This is a genomic window from Pseudaminobacter soli (ex Li et al. 2025) (assembly GCF_029892515.1).
Taxonomy (GTDB): domain Bacteria; phylum Pseudomonadota; class Alphaproteobacteria; order Rhizobiales; family Rhizobiaceae; genus Pseudaminobacter; species Pseudaminobacter soli_A.
Genome location: NZ_JARXVF010000003.1, coordinates 19,588 through 37,293 on the forward strand (window position 1 = coordinate 19,588; position 17,706 = coordinate 37,293).

Here is a 17,706-nt window from a genome sequence, read left to right on the forward strand (position 1 = left end):
TCGAACGGGCGGAGCGCGCTTGTGCGGGCCGGGCTGGCGATAGCCGTTCTGGCACCGGCGCTTGCCGCGTGCACCACGACCGAGGAGGCCAACAAGGCGATCAAGTCGCGCGCTTCGTCGGCCAGCCCAGCGACGTGTTTTTCTCGCAATACGGTGCGCCGCTCAGCGAATTTCCGCTCAACAATGGCGGCAAGGTCTATCGCTGGCGCGGCGGCGAGACGATGCGCACGCTGCCGGCCGAATACACCACCATCGGCACGGCCGATCCGATGGCAGGCAAGACCACGACCAAGACCACGACGACGGTGACGCAGCCCAACAGTTCGACCACCGTCACCGAAACGCGCACGACCATGTCGGGCGTGACCTTCGGCGGCGGGCCGCAGCAGGTGATGGTGAAGCCGGCGCGGGTGGAAGCGCTGTTCTGCGAGGCGCAGATTACTGCCAATGCCGGCGGCGTCATTACCAATATCGAGGCAACCCGCGACACCGACGGCGAAGGCTTTAGTCTATCGCGCTGCGCCGAGGTGTTCGGCGTGAAGAAGTAGCCAGCCGTTGCTGGTCGGCGCCTCTATGGGCGCCGGCCTGTGCGTTTCAGATGACCTTGCGCCTGGGCGCAGCCGGCTCGGGGTTCCCGTCGCCGGTTTCATCCTCAGCCATGCAGACACGGTTGCGGCCGAGGTTCTTGGCCCGGTAGAGCTGGCGGTCGGCCTGCTCGATCAGCGCGGTCCAGCTGCCGATGCCGGGCCCCCATAGTGCCACGCCAAAACTTGCGGTGATGCGAAGCTCCGGATGATTGGGGCTGACGACCATCGCCGCCAGCGCCAGCCGCAGCTTTTCGGCAAGCTGGCGGCCGCCGTCGGCCGTGGCCGAGCGCACCATCACGACGAACTCCTCGCCGCCGAAGCGGGCGACAACGTCGATGCTGCGCACTTCCTTGCGCAGCGTTTCGCCCACGCGCTGGAGCACCAGATCGCCGACGCCGTGGCCATGGGTGTCGTTGACCGCCTTGAAGTGGTCGATGTCCATGAGCAGGAAGGCTACCGGCTCGCGCGTGCGGGCCGCGTCGGCAACCGCCTGCGTGCCGATGCCGTCGATGGCGCGGCGGTTGAGCAGGCCGGTCAGGCTGTCGGTTTCCGAAAGCATTTTCAGCCGCGCCGTCAGGCGGTCGCGTTCGCTTTCGAGGGCGGTGCGCTTGCGCTGGCTTTCGCGCAGCACCTGCAGGCCCTCGAACATGTCGCGGATCTCGCGGCTGAAGCTGCGCGGCAACGGCGGCTCGGCGAGGTCGCCATGGGCGATCTGGATGATCTGGTCCTTGGCAGACAGCAGCGGCTGGAACAGGAAGCGCCGCATGGCCGCGCTGATGACGACCAGCAGCGTGGTCACCAGCAGCGTCAGAGCCGCCGAGGAACCGAGCAGAAGGGCGTCGTTGTCGCGCGAGACGGTGATGCGCGCGGCGAGCCGCTCGATGATGAGGTCGCGCAGATGCTCGACCGGCAGCATTCCCGGCACGTAGTTGGTGGTGAACTCGCCGGTGGTCATCGTTGCCGGCTCCTTGATCGCCTTGAGAGCCACGCTCCAGGCATAGGGCAGGGCGGTGTCGAAATAGGCCTGGTCCACGTCGTGCAGTATCTCGGAGACGGTGGCGTCGGCCAGATAGGCGGCGCCATATCCGGCGATCAGCTCGCGCAGGATCTCGATGCGGCCGGCGGTGTTGGCGAGCATCAGGCTGAGTTCGGTGTCGTCACCGTCCGCGGCAGTGAGCATCATGACGACATAGGAGCCGAAACGGCCGGCCTGTTCGCGCAGGCGGCCGCAATTGTTGGCCATGACGATCTCGGTGCTGACTTGCGGATAGACGGAGACGATGGTCTGGCCGAGCCGGTCGGCCACGTCGGTGGCGGCATCGGCGGCACGGAACATGCTGTTGATCGCCACGGCAAGCTGGTTGCCCTTGCGGTCGGCGATGGGCGTGCCGGCGATCGCGTCGACGGCCTTGCGGCCCTCCGCGAGTTCCTCGCGCAGGTGGACGACAGCCTCCTGGTCCTTTTCGAAGCGCGAGCTGTCCTTGGCATAGGCCGCTTCCAGGGCGGCGATCGCCTGATCGGTCTGGACGCGGCGCTTGGCAAGCTGCCGGTTGAATTCGGGCGTCATCTGCAGGTTTGCGCCCATCAGGCTGTTTGCCGGGCCGCGCTCGGCCGAAATGGCATTGGCCGCCAGCAGAGCCAGGCGGAAACGGTCGAACTCTTCCAGGCCCTGGCTATAGCGCCTGTAATCCTTCAGGCTGACGAAGAACAGCATCCCGCCGAGCACAAGACAGCCGGCCACGGCCACCCATCCGGCCAGCCAGTAAAGATGTTGCAGGCGAAAGTTCCCCATAAGCATTCTCTAAATTACCCCGGGTCCATCACTGCTTGGGAAACCTTGGGAATTGGTGAATTCGGCTGGTTGGGACCTCGACTTGGTAAAGACTTGGTATGGTTTGCGGCGACGAGCCATCGGGCCGCGAGATCGGGTCTCAAAAAGCCGGTGTGGCCCCCGAAAGGTCCAATTCTTGATCCCTGCTGCGATCCTGGCGAAGAATGCTGCAGGAGGTGACCATGCGCCCGTTCCGAACCTCGCTTGCTTGTGCGATTGCGGTTGCCTGTGCGATGGCTTTCATGTCGGGCTGTGCGGTCGGCGGCGGGGTGTTCGGCACCCGGATAGCCAACGGATCGGCCACGACGAAGATCAAGGCCGGGTCGGTGGCCGTTCAGGGGTCGGGCGTTTCTGTCGGCACGACTGATACGGAAATCACCACCGACTGAGCAGCCGGGTGCAAGGAGGAAGAAACGATGTCGTCGTTGAAGAACAAAACGCTTTTCATCTCCGGGGGATCGCGCGGGATTGGCCTTGCGATCGCGCTGCGCGCCGCGCGCGACGGGGCTAATGTGACCATCGCCGCAAAGACGGCCGAGCCGCACCCCAAGCTGCCGGGCACGATCTACACGGCGGCCGAGGAGATCGAGAAGGCGGGCGGCAAGGCGCTGCCGGTGATCTGCGACATCCGCGAGGAAACACAGGTCGCCGAGGCCGTCGCAAAGACGGTCGAAAAATTCGGCGGCATCGACGTCTGCATCAACAATGCCAGCGCAATCCAACTGACCGGTACGTTGGAGACGGACATGAAGCGCTACGATCTGATGCACCAGATCAATACGCGCGGCACCTTCCTCGTTTCCAAAATGTGCATTCCGCACCTGAAGTTGGCGCAAAACCCTCACATCCTGAATCTGGCGCCGCCGCTTGACATGGACCCCAAATGGTTCAAGAACCACGTCGCCTACACGATGGCCAAGTTCGGCATGTCGATGTGCACGCTCGGCATGAGCGCTGAATTCGCCAAGGCGGGCATCGCGGTCAATTCGCTGTGGCCGCTGACGGCGATCGACACGGCAGCCATACGCAATCTTCTGGGCGGCGAGACTGTCGCGGCCATGAGCCGTTCGCCCGAGATCATGGCCGATGCGGCGCATGCGATCCTGACCCGTCCGTCGCGCGAGACGACCGGCAATTTCTTCATCGACGAGCTGGTGCTGCGCGAGGCCGGCGTGACGGATTTCTCGAAATACGCCCCCGGTTCCAAGGGCGCGCTGGCCGGCGACTTCTTCGTGCCGGATGCGATCTTTGCCCAGACCGACACGAAGGTGAACGGCTTCCTGTAGCAAAGAAGGCCGGCATTGCTGCCGGCCTGATTCAGCAAAAGCGGCTATCCGCCTGAATTTGCTGATTGGGTTGGCGCCGTCAGGGCGCTGACTGGTGGGCTTACAGCCCGGGCCCTTCCTCGGCCGCTTCCTTCTTGCCGAGTTTGGTGAGACCGGTGAGGCGGTCGATATAGGCCAGGATCAGCGCCGAGACGACGAAGGCCAGATGCATCAGCGTAAGCCACATCAGCTGGTCGCTGGTGTAGCTGGCGTGGTTGAGGAACACCTGCAGCAGGTGGATCGAGGAGATTGCCACGATGGTGGAGGCAACCTTGATCTTCAGCGAGCCGACGTCGATCGTGCCCAGCCAATGCACCTCGCCATCATGGTTGTCGAAGCGGCTGACGAAGTTCTCGTAGCCGGAGATGATGACCATCACCACCAGGCTCGCCACCAGCGCGGCGTCGATCAGCCCCAGTATCTTCAGGATGGTGTCTGTGTCCCCCATCACCATGACCTTGGTGACGAATTCGAACAGTTTCTTGCCGAAGGACAAGGCGTAGATGGCGAGCGCGACCGCGAGGCCCAGATAGAAGGCGACCAGCAGCCAGCGCGAAGCCAGGATGATCGATTCGATGGCGTGTTCGAGACGTTTCATAGAACCTTTCCGGAAGATCGAGGGGGCTGTTTTTTCGGGGAGGGCGTGCCTGTTTGCAAGGAAAAATCGCCAAATTGGCCGGCATTTCCGGGCAATAAAAAACCCGACCGGGGAGGGGTTCCGGTCGGGTTTTCGCCTGTCCCCCGATAAGGGAGACGGGGCAGGGAACTATCTTCTTGCACAGATGAGAAAATGAATCCGGCAAGTCAATGACGCCACCTGGACTTCGCGAAACCGTGATCGAACGATTTGATCGATCACGATTTCGTTGGCCGGTTGCGTTCTTTACCGGCTGGCAACTGGGGCCACTAGCGGCGTGATACGACGGATCACGACGCGACGGTTCTGGCGTTCGGGTGCCTGGGTCTTCACCTTCAGGAACTGCTTGCCATAGCCCTGGGTCGCCAGGTTCTCCGGCGGAATGCCGAAGACATTGGTGAGCGCGGCGGCGACCGATTCAGCCCGCTTGTCCGACAGCGCCAGATTGGCGAGCTCGGAGCCGACGGCGTCCGTGTGGCCCTCGATCAGGAACGTCTCGGCAGGGTTCTGCTTGAGGATGCGCTCCATCGCGTTGGCGACGCCTTCGAGGTGGGAGATCTCGTTCTCGGCAACCGCGGCCGAGCCGAACTCGAAGTTGATCGTGTCGAGGTCGATGCGACGCGTCTTGTCGCGGATACGAGCCGAGCGCTTCACCTCATCGATCGAGTAGAGGCGTTCCACGCGCTCCACCGGCGGCTGTTCGAGGAAGTCGTAGTACATATCCGGATCGCGCACGCGTTCCGGCGTCAGCACATAGTCGTCCTCGGGGATCTCGAGCCGCAGGGGCGGCAGATCGTCACCCGGATCGCGCCAGTCGCGGACGCGGTCGTAGTCATTTTCGTCGACATAGGAGAGCACGTATTCGTGGCCGTCGGGCATGATGCGCGAACGGCGGACGACGTCGCCATAGGAGTTGCGGATGGTGACCACCCGGGTGCCGTCGCCGCGCTCGATGGTCTCGCGGTTGCGGCCGCGCGGCAGGTCCTCATAGTAGACGTCGCGGGCGCCGTGCCGCATGCGCGGACGTTCGTTGCTCTCGACCATCACCTGGTTGTTGAGCTGAATGATCACGCGGTCGCCGAACTCCTTGAGGATCTCGGTGCCCTGCGGGCGCTCCTGACGACGAAGGTCGACCGGCCGTTCCTTGACGCGCTTGCCCTGCTCGGAGGTCACCGGAACGATCTTCTCCGGCTGCACTTCCTGCTGGGCCGAGCGGTCGTCGGTGGGCGGCGGGCCGGCTTCCTCGGCCGGCTTCGGACGGCGGTTGCCGCCCTGCCACTGGCCGCCCTTGCCCTGACCCTGGCCCTGGGCGCCCTGATCCTGGCCTTCGGCCGAACCGGCCTTCTGGCTGTCGGGTCCCGGTGCAACCTTCTGGCTGTCGGGTGCAGCATTGCCCTCGCCGGTGGCTTCACCCTGAGCAGGCTTTTCCTGGCCGGGAACCGGCGCTTCCTTGGCGGGATTGACCGGCTTGCCGTTGCCTTCGCCCTCGGCCGGAATCTGCGCGGGCTGGCCGGGCGTCACCGCCTCGCCGGGGGCGGCGGGCTGTTCGCCGGCGGGAGCCTGGTGGTCGCCCTTCTTCCTCGGCTTGTCCGGCTTGGTGCCATTGGGCTGCTCGACAGGGGCGGTCTCGGTCGGAGCCGCTTCGGTCGGCACGGGCTTTTCAGCCGGCGCAGGCGCGGTTTCGCCGGTCGGAGCCGGCTGCTCGGCGACCGGTGCTTCCTTGCCGCCCTTCTTGCGCGGCTTCTCGGGCGTCGCCTCAGTGGGCTGCGCGGCAGGCGCCGTCTCGCTCGGGATCACGTCGCTTGCAGCGGGCTTCTTGTCGGGGGCAGGGATGGCTTCGCCGGTCGGAGCCGACTGCTCGGCGGCAGGGGCTGCCTTGCCATCCTTCTTGTGCTTCTTGGGCGAGGCATCGGCAGGCTGTTCGGCCTGACCGGGTGCGACTTCGCCGTTGAAGGCCGGCTGCTCGGCGGCCGGGGCTGCCTTGCCGTCCCTCTTGTGCTTCTTGGGCGAGGCCTCGGCAGGCTGCTCGGCCTGGCCGGGCATGGCTTCGCCGTTGAAGGCCGGCTGTTCGGCGGCCGGAGCCTCCTTGCCCTTCTTGCGCGGCTTCACCGGCGCTTCGGCAGGAGCCTCGGCTGGCGCGGGGGCAAATTCCTGCGTCGCAGCGGGCTGCTCGGCGGCGTGCTTCTTCTTCCTCGTTGGCGCTTCAGCAGGGGCCTCGGCCGGCGCCGGCGCAAATTCCTGCGTGGCGGCCGGCTGCTCGGCGGAGTGCTTCTTCTTCCTCACGGGAGCTTCGGCGGGCGCCTCGCTGGGAGCGGGGGCGAATTCCTGAGTCGCAGCGGGCTGCTCCGCCGGCTGCCTGCGCTCCTTCTTGCGGGGCTGCGCCGGCTCTTCGGCGGGTGCGCGCTCCATCGGGGCAGCTTCGGCGCCGGGCTGATTGCCTTCCTGCGCCTGGCGATGCTTCTTGCGCGGCTGAGCTTCTTCCTGAGCGGCACCACCGCCGGCCTCGGGAGCGGGCTGCTGGGCCTCTTCGGCCTGCCGGTGCTTCTTTCTCGGCTGGGCTTCTTCGGACGGCTGCTGTTCCTGCGGCTGCCCTTCTTCCGCCTGCGCGAGCAGAACCGGTGCCTGCGTGTTGGCGGCGAGCGGCGTCCGGGGAGAATCAAAGCCGCCGATTGCCGGCACTGGCGCGGCCGCGAGCGGCGTATAGGCCATGAGCAGGCTAAGGGCTGTCCCCGCCAATATCTTGGGTTGGCGCTTCATATGCTGAACTCTCCTGTAATGCATAAGGTCCCGTCAGTTTCGGAAGATAAGACACGCAAATTTGTTCCACGAGAGCCCCAATAACGGCAGTAGTTGGGCGATTGATAGGCAATTGTCATCAAGTCGTTTTTCGGCCCGCTTTTGAGTGAGAGCTGGGTGTCGCACGCCCTTGGCGCTTGATTTTACCGCGCGCGCGGGCCACATGCGGCCTATGAGCGAGCCCTTCTGGAAAACCACTGCACTCGAGGCGATGACGCCTGCCCAATGGGAATCGCTTTGCGACGGCTGCGGCAAGTGCTGCATGTCCAAGCTGGAAGACGAGGACACCGGCGACATCTACTGGACGAGCATCGGCTGCCGCCTGTTCGATGCGGAGTCCTGCCGCTGCGCCGACTATCACAATCGTCTCGCGCGCGTGCCTGATTGCGTGGGGCTGACGCCGCAGAACGTGCGCACCATCTCCTGGCTACCGGCGACCTGCGCCTACCGGCTGGTTGCCGAGGGGCATGACCTCTACTGGTGGCATCCGCTGATTTCGGGCAGCGCCGAGACGGTTCACGAGGCGGGCATTTCGATGCGCGGCCGCGTCACCGCGTCGGAAAGCGATATGGCCGAGCCCGAGGATTACTTCGACCATATGCTGGCCGAAGAGCCCTGATCGGGCGTCGGGCAGAGCTGCCGTTGCGTGATGCTCAGTCTTGCCGCACACGCAGTATTACGAATTGTTTTCAATGATTTACCGGATGAACGGTAGATGAACGGGCGGTTCCGGAATCATTCAGCCGCCGTGCCGCATTGTCTCCACATCGCTTCGGCAGGAACCGCCGAACGGGCACTAGCCCAAGAGGAGACATCAATGTTCAATATTCTCAAGACCGCCGCTCTTTCCGCCTTTGTCGGCCTTGGCGCATTGTCCGCCATTCCGGCCGCGCATGCCGACGGGATCTATCTCAACCTCGGCAACGGCGATGTGGACGGCGGCATGTACGTCCGCGACGGCGAGCGCTGGCACCGCCCCGACCGTTGGGAGCGCCCCGACCGCTATGATCGCTGGGAACGTGCCTGCTCGCCCGACCGGGCGCTCGACAAGGCCGACCGCATGGGCATCCACCGGGCCCGCGTCGTCGACATGGGCCGCCGCACCATCTCGGTCGCCGGCCGCAAGTGGGGCGACCGCGTGGTGGTGACCTTCGGCCGCGAGCCGCACTGCCCGATCCTGCGCTGACCCGTCGAAGCGTCGATTTGAAAAGCCCCGGAGGAGCGATCCTCCGGGGCTTTTTCTTTGGGGCGTGAAGGGCCGAATATCGACGACCTTGCACAAAACGTTACCGATTTTGCAGCTGGGGCAACTTTTGATGGCTGCTCCACCGAAGCGCGTGAACATCGAAACTTCCCTTGATATCGGAGAGCGCGGACATGAGTCCGGCTACCAAAATGGCGAGTAGCCGGCGCATCAACTCGCTAGCCTCTGATACCTGCTTTGGGGATTTCAATGTTTTCGAAACGCATCGCCGTTCTGGCGGCATTCTCAACCATTCTGTCGACCGGCGCATTCGCCGCGGATGTCGTGTCGCCGGAAGCCATCCCGGTGTTCAGCTGGACCGGTGCTTATGTCGGCCTAAATGTTGGCGTTGGCGCCGGCAAGGTCACGCATGAGTTGCCCATCTTTGGCCCTGTCTCATCCATCGGCTCCTCGTCCAATGGATTCATCGGCGGCGTTCAGGTTGGTTACAACTATCAGATCGACCAGTTTGTCGTGGGTGCAGAGGCGGATTTCCAGGGCTCTAGCCTCAAGGGTGAAACCGACTTCATTTTCCAGCCGGTCAAACTCGGCACCAAGCTTGATTGGTACGGCACGGTGCGTGCACGCGCCGGCGTTCTGGCAACCGACCGCCTGCTGGTCTACGCAACCGGCGGTCTCGCTTATGGCCACACCAAGACTTACATCGAAACCCCTGGCGGCAGCGCTAGCTTCTCGAAGAGCAAGGCCGGCTGGACCGTCGGCGCAGGCGTCGAATATGCCGTCACCGATCACGTCAGCCTCAGGACCGAATACGCCTATACCGATCTCGGCAAGGCGCGAGTCTTCGAACAAGGCGGTCTCGGCTTCGACCGGAAGGTCAACTTCCACAGCGTCAAGTTCGGGATCAACTACAAGTTCTGATCCGAGCGACGCGGGCGGCTTCGGGCAGGTGAACGGCTCGCCCGCAAGGCCAGGTTAGTTCCAGTCATCTGGTCGTCTGTTTGGGGCTGCTGGGGCCGAAGATGTCGCGGATATGCAACAACAGAAGGCTACTTACGCATTCCACGTCGCCACCGCCGTCACGGCGGTTGGTGGGTTATTCCGGCGTGGGTTTAAGGGGGAATATCATGAGAAGTTTCATCGTCGCGGCGGCACTTGTTGCCGCGAGCGTCACTGCCGCGAGGGCCGCCGACGTGGTCGTTCAGGAGCCCGTTGCGGCTTACAATTGGTCGGGTGTCTATGTCGGCGGCCAGATCGGCTATGTGGTCGGGGGAAAGGTTAACCACGACTACGATTTCGATAGCGAGAGCGAATGGAACTATCGGCTGAGCCCGCGCGGCGCATTCGGCGGAATCTTCGGCGGCTACAACTACCAGCTTGATGGCGGCGTTGTTCTTGGCGTCGAAGGTGACTTCAATTGGGGCAGCGTCAAAGCGTCGGGCGACAACGTATCAGTCGACACATACTCGAGCAGCACAAAGCTCAATTGGGCCGGAGCAGCGCGGGCGCGAGTTGGGTACGCCTTTGACCGCTTCATGCCCTACATTGCGGGTGGTCCCGCCATCGCACACTTCCGTTTTGAAGAGCTTAGAAATGGCTCATACAATAGTTCTGCTTCGCGCACGCTGACCGGATGGACGATTGGCGCGGGCGGCGAATACGCGGTCACGGACAATTGGACGCTGCGCGGCGAGTATCGCTATACCCAGTACGGCAAGAAGGATTTCATAGCGTCTCAGCCTGATGTCGCTGAGGATCAGTGGACGGCCCGGGTTCGCACGCATGATCTCCGCTTGGGCGTCGCCTACAAGTTCTGATCTGCACCACGCAACGATGTCTGCCCCCGGCGAAAGCCGGGGCTTTTTTTGTCCGCGTGGCAGACGCAGTTCCTGGCGGCGCCGGGGCGCCGCCAGGGAAGTCCGGTCACTTGATCTCGAAGGTGACGTTGACCTGAACGTTGTACGAGTTCTCGCCGGCCTGCACCGGCACCGCGCCGGCGCTGTCATAGGCCACGCTCTTGGCCATCGGCATCGGGCGCGGCTGGAAGGTCTGGTCGGTGATCTCGAGCACGCGGCCGAGCTGCACGCCGGCCGCCTCGCTCAGGACCTTTGCCTTGTCGATCGCATTCTTCACCGCCATCTTGCGCGCCTCGGTGAGGGCGGCCGAGGGGTCGTTGTTGGTGAAGGTGATGCCGCCGCCCTGGTTGACGCCGAGCGAGACCGACTTGTCGAGAATGTCGCCGGCCTTGGCCAGGTCGCGCACCCGTACCGACAGCGTGTTGGTGACCTGGTAGGCGACGAGCTGCGCCTCCTGGCTGCCATCAGGCTTGGTGTTGTAGTTGTAGCGCGGGATGATCTGGATGCCCGAGGTCTGCATGTCGCGGTCCTCGATGCCGGCGGCCTTCATGGCCGCGATCACCGCGGCCATCGCGTCGTTGTTGGCGTCAAGCGCCTCGCGCGCGGTCTTGGCCTCGCGCATGACGCTGAGCGAGAGCAGCGCAAGATCGGGAGCGACAGACTTTTCGCCTTCGCCGGTTACGACGATGCGCTGCGGCGGCTGATTCTGCGCATGCGCGGCGGCGAAGGTCGGGAGAGCCATCGCTGCGGCGAGCGCCAGTGGGAGGTAATACTTCGTCATGCAAATCTCCAATATCGTCGTCCCTATCGAAGCGGCACTATGTTGCGATTATGGGTGGATTGCGGCAAGTGCAAACTGTTTGCGGGATAAGCCTTGTGCGCTTCGCAAAAAGACACTATCCAGCCGAATGAGTGGGGCCTGTAGCTCAATGGTTAGAGCCGGCGGCTCATAACCGCTTGGTTGGGGGTTCGAGTCCCTCCGGGCCCACCATTGAAATTCCGTCGTCGCGTCGTCGTCGGTCGTCGTTGAGTCTTAACAGGTTCTTGGCGCGTCGTCGTGCAGGCTGCCGTGTGCGCGCCGCTCCTGGGGGCGGACGGCAGCAAGCCGTAGGCGCGAGCGATGGTTTCCGGCGCATGAGCGCAGACGTTTATCAATCCGTCGCCAGGCTCAGCGGCCCGCTATGCGATTGAACAGTTTACTCGGCAGGATGATCTCGATGCTCACGCCGCCCATTGTCTGGCTGCGAGCGTAGCTTCCTTGTAGTTGCGATTTGATCGTGAGGTCCAGAAGCTTGGAGCCAAAGCCGCTGTCGGCGAAAGCTGGTTGGCCGGTTGCCAAGGAAACCTTCTCGATCCACCGAATATGCACTGCGTCAACGCGGTGCTTGATGTGGACTTCCAGGGTTCCCTGCGGATCGCTCAACGCGCCATATTTGGCCGAGTTCGTTGCCAGTTCGTGGAAGACAAGAGCCAGCAGGGTGACGGTTCCGCTATCGACAAGAGCGTCATCACCATCGATGACGAGTTGTTTTTCGGACCCTCCCTCGTATGGCCGGAGCAGAACACCGATCAGTTCCTTCAGCGAAGTAAGCTCACCTGCGGCATTGTTGGATGTGTTCATGGTCCGGATGAGACCATGCGCATGCTGCAGCGCGACGAGCCGGTTCTTCAGCGTGTCGGCCAAGGGCCTAAGATCGGGGTTATCCCTGATGGATAGGCCGATCAGCCCGTTGACCAGGGCGAACAGGTTCTTGATTCGATGCTCGAGTTCGTTGGAGACGATCTCGCGCTCGGCAGCGAGATATCTGAGCTGGTCAAGGACTTCGTTCCGTGTTGCCGTGGTCGTGGATATGATGAGCGGCCCCAAGGTGATGAGTGCGCGCCCGATCGCGATCGATAGCACCAGCGACTGATCGATATTCGATAAGTCGACATAGCCCAATGTCGTCGCAATAACTGTCCAAGCGCAGTATGCGAATGTCAGCAAAGCCGTCAGAAAGACGCGATAGGAAATCGCGCACAAAAGAAGGGCAGGAACTGGAAATGCGAGCGCGGCTAGCCCGCCGAACAATGCTCCGAAGACGGCCGAAAGGACCAACACGACGATTGGCGCTTGATCGTGAAGGGTAAGCGGCAGTTGCCGCGCCCACTGGCCCTCTCGCGGGAGGGTCAGGATCATCGGCAGAAAGGCAAGCTCGTTCAAAAGCTCGACCGAAAACCAGTAGCGAAAGGCGTTGACCGTTTCCGGGGTGCTGAACACGGGGCCCTTCAGGATCGAGCCTACGAGTCCGGCGTAAAGGGAGGCAGGGACCACGGCCGCCAGCATGTAGAAGACCGAGATCGGCCGCTCCAGGCGCTGGTCGACCCGGCTGAAATTTGAAAGCAGGCCATAGCCGATGGCGACGATGCCGAAATTGTATGCGGCCAGGCTGGCGGTTTCGCCAAGCCCGTATCCGATTATCGCGACCGCGATCGCAAATCCCGCAAGACAAGCTATCCAGCCTAGAGGGCGCGCCAACAGGGGAAAGCGCACCAGCATGCCGAGCATGAACGCGTTGGCAGGCCAGGCTAGCGCCAATACGCTGCTGTCATCCGTGTAAACGCCAAGAGCAAAGAGTGCCGAATAAGCACCGCCGAACATCAGGTAAGGAAGCCAGGCTCGGTTCGAGGTGAATAGTCTCCTGACTTTGGCGTCGACTTCACCGATACTGAGCATGATCCACCATCCCAGGGACGAAGTAGTCCTGGCATCGTTGGCCAATAATCAGGTAACCACCAATTCCTCCCACCGACAAGCGAAGACCACATCGACCCAGGATGCAAGTCGGGCAAAATCGCAACCTTTGCTGGTGTGGGCCGCATTTGCGTCAGGTAGCTGGCGCACCTTCGGGACGACGGGCCGAGGGGAGCGGATTGAAGAAACACCTGCCCGCTCTACCTCATTGATTGCGCGACGGCAGGCCGGGCGAATGCGGGCAAGCGCTGAAGGCTCGCAATCTGAACGCAGCACTTTCTCACGACAGGAAGCCGCCTCGGTAAATTCAGGTGATAGCCTTGCGTGGCAGGCCCAATGCCGCCCAAACCCGCCGGCTAACTACTGATGAGGCCACGCATTTTCCAAAGTTCTGTCGCGCGCTCGCACGATCTCGACTTCGATCAGGAGGTTTCGATGACTTCGAGTCAAACGGCGCAAGACCAGGAGCTCCCGGCCAACGATAGATCGACGGCGAGCGGGCCACTGTCGGCGAAAGAACTTCAATTGCTGGATGCCTATTGGCGGGCGTCGAACTACCTCTCGGTCGGGCAGATCTATCTTCTCGACAATCCGTTGCTGAAAGAACCTTTGAGGCGAGAGCACATAAAACCTCGCTTGCTTGGCCATTGGGGAACGTCGCCCGGCTTGAACATGCTCTATGTTCACCTCAATCGGGTCATCAAGCGCGATGATCTCGACATGATCTACATCATCGGCCCGGGGCACGGCGGGCCCTCCCTGGTCGCACATGCCTATCTCGAAGGAACCTACAGCGAGGTTTATCCGAATATCAGCCAGGATGCGGAGGGAATGAAGAGGCTGTTCAAGCAGTTCAGCTTCCCAGGCGGCATCCCGAGCCACGTCGCCCCCGAGACACCGGGTAGCATCCACGAAGGTGGTGAGCTCGGTTATTGCCTGAGCCACGCTTATGGCGCTGCCTTCGACAATCCGAACCTGATCGTCGCCTGCATCGTCGGTGACGGCGAAGCTGAGACCGGGCCGCTCGCCACCGGCTGGCAGGGCAACAAGTTCCTGAACCCGGCGCGCGATGGCTGCGTGCTGCCGATCCTGCACCTGAACGGCTACAAGATCGCCAATCCGTGCTTCCTTGCCCGCATTCCCCAAGACGAGTTGAGGAAATTCCTCGAGGGCATGGGCTACAACCCGTATTTCATCGAAGGGCGCGACCCGGCAGTCATACATCAGGAACTGGCCGGTACTCTCGACACCATCGTGGCCGAAATCCGCAAGATCTGGACCGATGCGCGGGAGAGGGGCAATCTGAAGCGCCCCATGTGGCCGATGATCGTCTTCCGCACTCCCAAGGGCTGGACCTGCCCGCCAACGATCGACGGCAAGAAATGCGAGGATTACTGGCGCTCGCACCAGGTGCCCATGGGCGAGATGGACAAGCCCGAACACATTCGCATCCTAGAACAGTGGATGAAAAGCTACCGGCCCGAGGAACTGTTCGACGAGGCTGGCGCGCTCAAGCCGGAATTGGCATCCTTGGCTCCGGAAGGACATCGCCGGATGAGCGATAACCCGCATGCCAATGGCGGATTGCTGTTGCACGACCTGAAGATGCCGAACTTCGAGGACTATGCGGTGTCCGTCCCAAGCCCCGGTGCGACGACGGCCGAGTCGGCGCGTATCATGGGCAAGTTCCTGCGCGACGTCATGAAGATGAACATGGGCAGCAAGAATTTTCGGCTGTTCAGCCCGGACGAGAACAACTCCAATCGCTGGCAGGATGTGCTGGAGGTCACCAATCGCTGCTACATGGCCGAAATCTACCCGGACGACGATCATCTCTCGCCAGACGGCCGCGTCATGGAGGTTCTGAGCGAGCATCAATGCCAGGGCTGGCTGGAAGGCTATCTGCTAACCGGACGCCATGGCTTCTTCTCCTGCTACGAAGCCTTCATCCACATCATCGATTCGATGTTCAACCAGCATGCCAAGTGGTTGAAAGTATGCCAGGAAATCCCTTGGCGGAGGCCCATCGCCTCGCTGAACTATTTTCTTAGCTCCCATGTCTGGCGGCAGGATCACAACGGTTTCAGCCATCAGGATCCCGGCTTCATCGATCACGTCGTCAACAAGAAGGCGGAGGTGATCCGGGTCTATTTGCCGCCGGATGCCAACACGCTGCTATCGGTTACGGATCATTGCTTGCGCAGCCGCGACTACGTCAACGTCGTGGTCGCCGGCAAGCAGCCCGCGCCGCAATGGCTGACCATGGATGAAGCCATCAAGCATTGCAGCGAAGGGCTGGGGATCTGGGAATGGGCGAGCAACGACAAGGGCGTCGAGCCAGATGTCGTCATGGCATGTTGCGGCGACGTTCCGACCCTGGAGACGCTGGCGGCGGTCCAGTTGATCCGCGAGCACCTGCCGGAATTGAAGGTGCGCGTCATCAACGTGGTCAACCTGATGAAGCTCCAGCCGCAGGAAGAGCATCCGCACGGACTGTCAGACCGCGATTTCGATACGCTGTTCACGCGGGACAAGCCGATCATCTTCGCCTTCCACGGCTATCCCTGGTTGATCCATCGGCTCACCTATCGCCGAACGAACCACGACAACCTGCATGTGCGCGGCTACAAGGAAGAAGGCACGACGACGACGCCGTTCGATATGGTGGTGCTGAACGAACTCGACCGGTTCCATCTCGTCGAGGACGTCATCGACCGGCTGCCGCAGCTTGGTGCCCGCGCCGCCTATTTCAAGCAGGCGATTAATCACAAGCTGATCGAACATCGGCGATATATCGAGCAACATGGCGACGACATGCCCGACATCAGCGGATGGAAGTGGGGCGCGAAAGCCGCGAAAGCGGCCAAAGGGACATCCACCGAAGGCGACAATATTTGATGGCGATGGTGCGGGGGCCGTTGCCGGTTCGCCGGTTCGATCTGGGGGCGCAGAGCCTGGTCCTGCGCGGAGGCGGACGGCCTGCTGCAAGGCCGCTCGATTCCCCAACCGCGCTACATATCCCTTTGAGGACTTCATGGAGCCGTAGCCCGGAGGGGAGGACATGGAACGGCAGCAAACGCCGCTCAGGGTGACCGCACGTCGGTTCGTGCGGACGGTCAGGATTTTTGTGAACTCCGAGGTCGGCTGCAAGGCCAAGTTGATATTTGTCGCCCTGGCCGCCTTGTTGGGCGGGACAAGCGTCCTGAATGTGGTGAACAGCTTTGTCGGCCGATATTTCATGAGCGCAATTGCCGAGCGGCACACAGCCGATTTCGCGCGGCTGGCCGTGTACTACATCGGTGTGTTCGCTGCTTCGACCGTGGTGGCCGTGTTTGCCCGATTTGCCGAGGAGCGACTTGCCTTGCTCTGGCGCGAATTCCTTACGCGCCGGGCCGTGGGAATGTATCTGGCGGAGGGAGCCTACTATCGGCTGGACGTCTCGGGATTGCTCTCGCATCCGGACCAGCGAATATCGGAGGACATCCGGGCGTTCACCACCACCACTCTCTCGTTCATCATCATGGCGCTCAACAGCAGCCTCACCGTATTGGCCTTTTCCGGTGTGCTCTGGACGATCAGCCCGCTGCTGTTTGTCGTGGCCGTGCTCTATGCGGCATGCGGTTCCTATCTGACGATCATCCTGGGCCGACCCCTGGTCAACCTCAACTATGACCAACTCGACAAGGAGGCCGCCTTCCGTGCCAGCCTCATCCACGTCCGCGAAAACGCCGAACCGATCATCGTGACCCGCGGCGAGGAGCGGCAGGCCACTCTCTTGATGGCTCGTCTCGACGATCTGATCTCCAATTTCCGATGGATCACTGCCGTCAACCGCAATGTCGGTTTCTTCACGACCGGCTATAACTGGATGATCCAGATCATTCCGGCGCTCATCATCGCGCCGGCCTTTTTCCGAGGCGAAATCGAGTTCGGCGTGATCACGCAGTCGGCTGCCGCCTTCGCGATGCTGGTGGCGGCGTTCTCGTTCATCGTCACCCAGATCCAGCAGATTTCGAGCTTCGCGGCTGTGGTGACCCGTCTGAACTCGCTGTCGGACGCCATCGAAAAGGTAAGTGCGAAGACCCCGGAGGGTGTCGAAATCGTCGACGCCGAAGGGCGTCTTGCCTATGAGCACCTGACATTGCTGTCGTTCGCCAGAACGCCTCTGCTGACGGACCTGAATGTTTCGATCCCCGCCGGCCGACGAATATTGGTGACCGGTCCGGAAGAAGGTCCGGGCATGGCGTTGTTTCGGGCAACAGCCGGCCTTCCTACTGCCGGCACCGGGCGCATCATTCGTCCTGGTCCTGACCAGATCAAATTCGTCCCCCAGCAACCTTACTTGCCTCAGGGCACGCTGCGGCAGGTGCTTCTACCGCCCGACAAGTCAAGCGAAGTCCCGGATGAGCGGATTTTCCAATTATTGCGCGAACTGGATGTCGACCTGGCAAATCTGGGCCTGGATACCGAGCAGGACTGGGAAACGGCGCTGACGATGCACGAGCAGCAGCTCCTGGCCTTGGCAGGTGCTTTCTTGGCGGCCTCGCGCATCCTCTTCGTGGAAAAAGTCGAAGCGGTTTTGGATCCCGAACAGCTTCTTCGCGTGCTGGGCGAGCCTCCCGAGAGTTCGATCACCTTCGTCAATTTCGGCAAAGCCAATGGCACAGGCAGCGTCTATGACGCCGTTCTCGAATACGGGGAAGATGGCAGCTGGACCTGGCAGGCAAATTGACCTG

14 protein-coding genes and 1 tRNA gene are annotated in these 17,706 nt (G+C 62.2%); 10 read left to right on the forward strand and 5 right to left on the reverse strand.

What is annotated here, in order from left to right; genetic code table 11:
• Positions 1-68 precede the first annotated feature (68 nt).
• Positions 69-548: a hypothetical protein gene (locus tag M2281_RS14565; RefSeq protein WP_280821898.1), complete on the forward strand. Its 480-nt coding sequence runs from the start codon at positions 69-71 to the stop codon at positions 546-548.
• A 46-nt stretch (positions 549-594) separates the two neighbouring features.
• Here the strand turns inward: M2281_RS14565 and M2281_RS14570 are convergent, their stop codons facing one another.
• Positions 595-2,379 carry a GGDEF domain-containing protein gene (locus M2281_RS14570; protein ID WP_280821899.1) on the reverse strand — a complete coding sequence of 595 codons (1,785 nt, stop codon included), beginning with the start codon at positions 2,377-2,379 and terminating at the stop codon, positions 595-597.
• A gap of 221 nt (positions 2,380-2,600) precedes the next feature.
• Between M2281_RS14570 and M2281_RS14575 the strand changes: the two genes are divergently transcribed.
• Together M2281_RS14575 and M2281_RS14580 are read left to right on the forward strand one after the other, a co-directional pair.
• Positions 2,601-2,807 carry a hypothetical protein gene (locus M2281_RS14575; protein ID WP_280821900.1) on the forward strand — a complete coding sequence of 69 codons (207 nt, stop codon included), beginning with the start codon at positions 2,601-2,603 and terminating at the stop codon, positions 2,805-2,807.
• A 27-nt stretch (positions 2,808-2,834) separates the two neighbouring features.
• Positions 2,835-3,704, forward strand: coding sequence for an SDR family oxidoreductase (locus M2281_RS14580; RefSeq protein WP_280821901.1), 870 nt, complete (start codon positions 2,835-2,837; stop codon positions 3,702-3,704).
• 100 nt (positions 3,705-3,804) lie between these two features.
• Here the strand turns inward: M2281_RS14580 and M2281_RS14585 are convergent, their stop codons facing one another.
• Positions 3,805-4,341, reverse strand: coding sequence for a TIGR00645 family protein (locus M2281_RS14585; RefSeq protein ID WP_280821902.1), 537 nt, complete (start codon positions 4,339-4,341; stop codon positions 3,805-3,807).
• A gap of 285 nt (positions 4,342-4,626) precedes the next feature.
• The gene (locus M2281_RS14590) at positions 4,627-7,137 is read right to left on the reverse strand and encodes an OmpA family protein (RefSeq protein WP_280821903.1); all 2,511 of its coding nucleotides are present in this window, start codon (positions 7,135-7,137) and stop codon (positions 4,627-4,629) included.
• A 211-nt stretch (positions 7,138-7,348) separates the two neighbouring features.
• Between M2281_RS14590 and M2281_RS14595 the strand changes: the two genes are divergently transcribed.
• The 4 genes from M2281_RS14595 to M2281_RS14610 all read left to right on the forward strand — a co-directional run bounded on the left by M2281_RS14595 (position 7,349) and on the right by M2281_RS14610 (position 10,197).
• Positions 7,349-7,795 carry a YcgN family cysteine cluster protein gene (locus M2281_RS14595; RefSeq protein ID WP_280822484.1) on the forward strand — a complete coding sequence of 149 codons (447 nt, stop codon included), beginning with the start codon at positions 7,349-7,351 and terminating at the stop codon, positions 7,793-7,795.
• Positions 7,796-7,993: 198 nt separating this feature from the next.
• A complete protein-coding gene (locus tag M2281_RS14600; RefSeq protein ID WP_280821904.1) occupies positions 7,994-8,362 on the forward strand; it encodes a hypothetical protein in 369 nt (122 codons plus the stop codon).
• A 267-nt stretch (positions 8,363-8,629) separates the two neighbouring features.
• Complete coding sequence (locus M2281_RS14605; protein ID WP_280821905.1) at positions 8,630-9,301, forward strand: outer membrane protein; 672 nt, start codon at positions 8,630-8,632, stop codon at positions 9,299-9,301.
• 206 nt (positions 9,302-9,507) lie between these two features.
• Positions 9,508-10,197, forward strand: a complete 690-nt coding sequence (locus tag M2281_RS14610; protein ID WP_280821906.1) for an outer membrane protein — start codon at positions 9,508-9,510, stop codon at positions 10,195-10,197.
• Positions 10,198-10,303: 106 nt separating this feature from the next.
• On the opposite strand, the gene M2281_RS14615 is transcribed toward M2281_RS14610, so the two are convergent.
• Positions 10,304-11,017, reverse strand: a complete 714-nt coding sequence (locus M2281_RS14615) for an SIMPL domain-containing protein (protein WP_280821907.1) — start codon at positions 11,015-11,017, stop codon at positions 10,304-10,306.
• Between the two features lie 134 nt (positions 11,018-11,151).
• Here M2281_RS14615 and M2281_RS14620 point away from each other — a divergent pair.
• A tRNA-Ile gene (locus M2281_RS14620) sits at positions 11,152-11,227 on the forward strand.
• Positions 11,228-11,404: 177 nt separating this feature from the next.
• Here M2281_RS14620 and M2281_RS14625 read toward each other — a convergent pair.
• Positions 11,405-12,952: a sensor histidine kinase gene (locus M2281_RS14625; RefSeq protein ID WP_280821908.1), complete on the reverse strand. Its 1,548-nt coding sequence runs from the start codon at positions 12,950-12,952 to the stop codon at positions 11,405-11,407.
• A 453-nt stretch (positions 12,953-13,405) separates the two neighbouring features.
• On the opposite strand from M2281_RS14625, the gene M2281_RS14630 reads away from it, so the two are divergent.
• The gene (locus M2281_RS14630) at positions 13,406-15,868 is read left to right on the forward strand and encodes a phosphoketolase family protein (RefSeq protein WP_280821909.1); all 2,463 of its coding nucleotides are present in this window, start codon (positions 13,406-13,408) and stop codon (positions 15,866-15,868) included.
• Between the two features lie 163 nt (positions 15,869-16,031).
• Positions 16,032-17,702, forward strand: coding sequence for an ABC transporter ATP-binding protein/permease (locus tag M2281_RS14635; RefSeq protein WP_280821910.1), 1,671 nt, complete (start codon positions 16,032-16,034; stop codon positions 17,700-17,702).
• Positions 17,703-17,706 lie beyond the last annotated feature (4 nt).